General features: G+C 68.5%; 3 protein-coding genes. All 3 read right to left on the bottom strand.

Annotated features, from left to right (window positions below):
* On the bottom strand, positions 1 to 699 hold a 699-nt coding region (locus GA0115259_RS14085), incomplete at its 3' end, for a GNAT family N-acetyltransferase (RefSeq protein ID WP_093596041.1).
* Positions 700 to 944: 245 nt separating this feature from the next.
* Positions 945 to 2198, bottom strand: a complete 1254-nt coding sequence (locus tag GA0115259_RS14080; protein ID WP_093596038.1) for an extracellular solute-binding protein — start codon at positions 2196 to 2198, stop codon at positions 945 to 947.
* A gap of 224 nt (positions 2199 to 2422) precedes the next feature.
* On the bottom strand, positions 2423 to 3808 hold the full coding sequence (locus tag GA0115259_RS14075; protein ID WP_093596044.1) for a cellulose binding domain-containing protein: 1386 nt from the start codon (positions 3806 to 3808) through the stop codon (positions 2423 to 2425).
* Between the last annotated feature and the right edge of the window lie 50 nt (positions 3809 to 3858).

Raw genomic sequence — 3858 nt, 5'->3', positions numbered from 1 at the left:
GCCCAGGGCGCGGAGCCGCAGATAGCCGCGGAGCAGCGGCGGCAGTTCGGCGGCCGAGGCGGCGGCGACTGTGTCGGTTGCGGCATCCGGCGTCCAGAGGCGGTGCGGAGTGACCCAGTACTCCTCGGGCGCGAGGTGCTTGGTCTTCACGGTGCTCCAGGTGGAGGCGGCCAGCGCGCCGCCGTCCGCGAGCGGGATCGAGCAGCAGCCCGCCAGCCAGTTGTGGCCCGTGGTGGTCATATAGCGGGCGAGTCCGGCCCAGATGAGGGCGATGACGCCGCCGGTGCGGTGCAGCGGGTGGACGCAGGAGCGGCCGACCTCGACCAGGTCGTCCCGGATCGGGCCCAGCCGGGAGAGGTCGAACTCGCTGTCGGAGTAGATCCGTCCCGCGGCCCTGGCCCGGTCGGGCGGCAGCAGCCGGTACGTGCCGACCACCTCGCCGGTGGCCTCCTCACGGACCAGCAGGTGGTCGCAGTACGCGTCGAACTCGTCGACGTCCAGGCCGGGCTCGGGCCCGTCGAGCCGGGCACCCAGCTCTCCGGCGAAGACAAGATGGCGCAGTCGCTGCGCGGCCCGTACGTCCTCCTGGTTACGGGCGAGGGAGACCACATAGCGCGTCTCGGCGTCGGCGGGAGCGGAAACGCCGACGGGCGAGGGAGCGGGAGCGGTCGTGAGCGGAGCTGGTGCGATGGCGGACATGGCTGTCTCCTGTGCCGGTGGGGAAGGCGGCTGCCGGAGTCCGTCGCTCGCGCGGCGGGACCGGCACCTTGTTTCTTCCGTGACCGGCTGGATTTGACATGACCACACGGCGGAGTATGGATGTGAGACGGTTGAATGGCCGGGATCGGACGGAGGGCGGAGTGCCTCGTTCCGCGTCTTGTCCGGTGTCTCGTTCACACCTCAGGACGCTCTCGGGCGCTTCCTCGTAACCTACCGGTACCGGTTCAGCCGGAGACCAGCGCGGCGGTGATGTGCTCGGAGGCCGCCTTCGCGGACTCCTGCGGGTCCTGGCCCTCCAGGACGGCCGTCATATAGGGCTTGATCGGATTGTCCGCCTCCACGCTCGCCCACTGCGGCGAGTTGGGCGTGGCCCGGCCCCTGGCGGCGCCCGCCGCCATCGCGGCCGTGCCCTCGTCACCGCCGATCACCTCGGCGAGCGTCACCTTGTTCGGCACATAGCTCATCGTTCTCGCGAGATCCGTCTGCCACTTCTCGCCCGCCAGCGCCTTGACGACATCGACGGCGGCCGAGTGGTGGCTGGAATTCTTCGGCACGATCAGATCGGAGCCGCCGGTGAAGACGCGCCCGGGCTTGTCGGACGTCTTGCCCGGTACCGGGAAGAAGCCGAGCTTGCCCTTCAGCTCCGGGTTCTGCTCCTCGATGAGCCGCGCCGAGCCGGGCGTGGAGATGATCTGGGCGACATCGCCCTTGGCGAAGACATCCGCCTGCGGAGGCTTGGCCTCGTCGGAGTTCTTCGGTCCTTCGCCCAGCGACTGGAGGTCCTTGTAGAAGGACATGCCTCTGAGCGCGGCGGGCGAGTCGAGCACGCCCTGCCACTCACCGCCCGTCTCGACGGCCAGTTCGCCGCCCTCGTCCCAGATGAAACCGGCGAGCGTGTACCAGTCCTGGCCCGCGAGATAGATGCCCTGGTTGCCACCGCGGTTGAGCTCCTCGGTGTCGGCGAGCCATGCCTCACGGGTCTTGGGAAGCTCGTCGATCCCGGCGAGCGCGAACAGTTCCTTGTTGTAGATCACGACGCGGTTGGCCGCGTACCACGGGATACCGAACTGCGCGCCGTTGATACTGCCCGGCTCGGCGAGACCGGGCAGCCAGTCCTCGCTGCCCAGATCCCTTACGGACTCCAGAGTCAGATCACGCAGATTCCCGCTCTCCGCGTACTGGGCGACCTGGGTGTTGCCGACCTCGACGACATCCGGCGCGTCCTCGCCGTCCAGCGCGGTCAGCACCTTCTCGCCGATCCCGGTCCACTCCTGGATCTTGATGTCCAGTTCGACGGAAGGGTGTTCGTCCTCGTAGTCGGTCACGAAGCGGTCGAGAAAGGCGTCCGAGACGCTGTCCTTCATCAGCCAGACGGTCACCGTGGTGGAGCCTCCGCCTCCGCCCGGCATCATTCCGCAGCCGCCGAGCGCGACGCAGGAGACAAGGGCCACGGAACAGGCAAGACAACGGTTCTTCACGTAGGTCAACCTTCTGGCGTGAACAGCACGAAAAGGGAGCCCGGCGTGGGGGGAGCGAACAGCGTTCGCGCGGGTGTGTGGGATTTTGGTATGGACCAAGGGGAGGGTCAAGTCCCACAAGGAGACGGAGAGGGACGGGCGCCTGAACGACACCCGTCCCTGTGATGGCCCGGTCCGGCGCACGGTCGGCGGCCGTTACGACGTACCGCCGGCGCCCGCTCGCGTCACTGACCGCCCGGCACCGTGTCCTCGAAGGTGGTGCCCGCCGCCCGGTAGGCGTTGACCTTCGCGCCGACCTGAGCCGGTGTCAGCACCTGGTCCTTGACATGCAGGACGTAGTCGACCTTCTGGTCGTACGCCCGCGGTGTGGTGCTCGTCTGTCCGGCCAGATCGATCAGCCACTGGTTGAAGTTGATCGACATGGGCCGCTCGGGCAGATAGCGGGCGTCGTGCGTACCGAAGGTCTGCCCGTCGACGTAGTAGGTGATGGCGTTGTTGTCGATGGTGACCACCAGATCGTGCCAGCCCGCGTAGCTGATCCGGGATTCCGAGTGCTGGTTGACGGCCTCCCAGGGATCCGGCCGGTAGGTCTCCCAGGAGGTGGTGTAGAGGATATTGGCGGGCTCGCCCCAGCCGCCGTTCGGCAGATACTCGAAGTCGTACTCCGCGTAGTCGTCCGCCATCGGGGCCTTGAGGTCGTTGATGGTGAAGAAGGTCTGTACGAGACGGTCACCGTCCGGGCCCGACTTCGGGGTGTCGGAGAACCTCACGCGGGCCGCGTAGGTGCCGTTCTTGAACTTCATCGCCTTGGTGAGGACCTCGGTCTGCTCGGTCGTACCGCTCGTGCCGGCGGTGGAGGTCTCCAGATTCATGATCGAGTTCGTCCCCTCCTTGGCGAAGGTGACGTTCTCGGGCGCCCAGGTCGCGCCCGGCACTCCGGGCCCGCCGGAGTTCGCGCGCACGCTCCAGCCATGGGAGCTGATCGCGGGATCGGTGTACGAGGTGTAGTTGAAGTCGTCGAAGAGCGCCGCACCGCCGGTGGGCGGGTCGGTCGGAGGATCGGTGGGCGGGTTCGTGGGGCCGCCCGGGTCGTTGCCGTCCGGCGCGGTACCCCAGACGAGTGCGCCGCCCACCGTGGCGGTGGTCTTCGTCCAGTCGCCGTAGGCGGTCTGCGAGGGACCGAAGGAGTAGTCGTCGCTCTGGTTGAGCGAGGCCCAGTTGGAGCGGTAGAAGCGGAGCTGCATGTCACCGGTGTCGGCGCCCGGCGCGAGGGAGCCCGCGCCCGCGGTGAAGCCGATCTCCAGATAGCGGTCGGCGGTGGCGGTGGGATTGGCGAGCGTGCCGAAGGTGCCGGTGATGTTGGCGCAGCCCTTCACCGCCCAGGAGCAGGCGAAGGTGTACGAGGCGCCCGCGTCGGCCTTGAAGTAGTAGCGGATCTTGACCGTGCCGAGGGAGACGGCGGAGCCCGAGGTGTTGACCACCTTGAACCAGGGCTCGGCCTGGTCGGAGCCGGTGGAGCTCTGACGGTACTGGACCTTCAGCGACGGATCGGCGGCGGCGGCCGGCAACGCGGTGAGCGCGGCACAGCCGAGTCCGGCCGCCAGGCCCATGGCGACGGCGGTCCGTATCCCGGCGCGGCGGGCGCGGCGCACGGCGGGGG

Origin of the sequence: Streptomyces sp. MnatMP-M17 (assembly GCF_900091995.1) — a bacterium.
Classification (GTDB): Bacteria; Actinomycetota; Actinomycetes; order Streptomycetales; family Streptomycetaceae; genus Streptomyces.
Note: the sequence above shows the minus strand (reverse complement) of the source record. Positions and strands in the feature narration are given on the sequence as shown.

Excerpts from the sequence above, each read along its gene's own strand:
- GA0115259_RS14075 (WP_093596044.1), bottom strand. The coding sequence starts at position 3,808 with ATGGGCCTGGCGGCCGGACTCGGCTGTGCCGCGCTCACCGCGTTGCCG.